Source organism: Arthrobacter sp. SPT-J7, from assembly GCF_059089965.1.
Genome location: NZ_JBNHFF010000618.1, coordinates 1 through 316, shown reverse-complemented (window position 1 = coordinate 316; position 316 = coordinate 1). Strand labels below are relative to the sequence as shown.

The window sequence follows — 316 nt, the reverse complement described above, 5'->3', positions numbered from 1 at the left end:
ACCCGTTCCCGTCCCTTCTTGCCTGTTTTTGTCAGTGCGAGTATCCGGCCGCCGTCTCGGTGAGGCTCTTGCCCTTTGTCTCGGGGGCAAGCCATTGCGAGAGGGCTGCGCCCACCAAGGTCAGCCCTGCGGCCATCAGCATGGTGACCTGCGGCCCGTAGTTCTCCATTGACCAGGGCAGCAGGAACGTTCCCGCGCCGGCGCCAAGTCGGCTGACAGCGGTGGCGAAACCGGTGCCGATGCAGCGGATCTCAGTGGGAAAGACTTCCCCGGGATAGATGCCGGTCAGAGTGTTGTACCCGGCGTTGAAGAATGA

1 protein-coding gene is annotated in these 316 nt (G+C 63.0%); it reads right to left on the bottom strand.

The window, feature by feature from the left end; translation table 11 throughout:
- Positions 1-31: 31 nt before the first annotated feature.
- A partial coding sequence (locus AC5RWX_RS34540) for an MFS transporter (RefSeq protein WP_494100608.1) occupies positions 32-316 on the bottom strand: 285 nt, incomplete at its 5' end.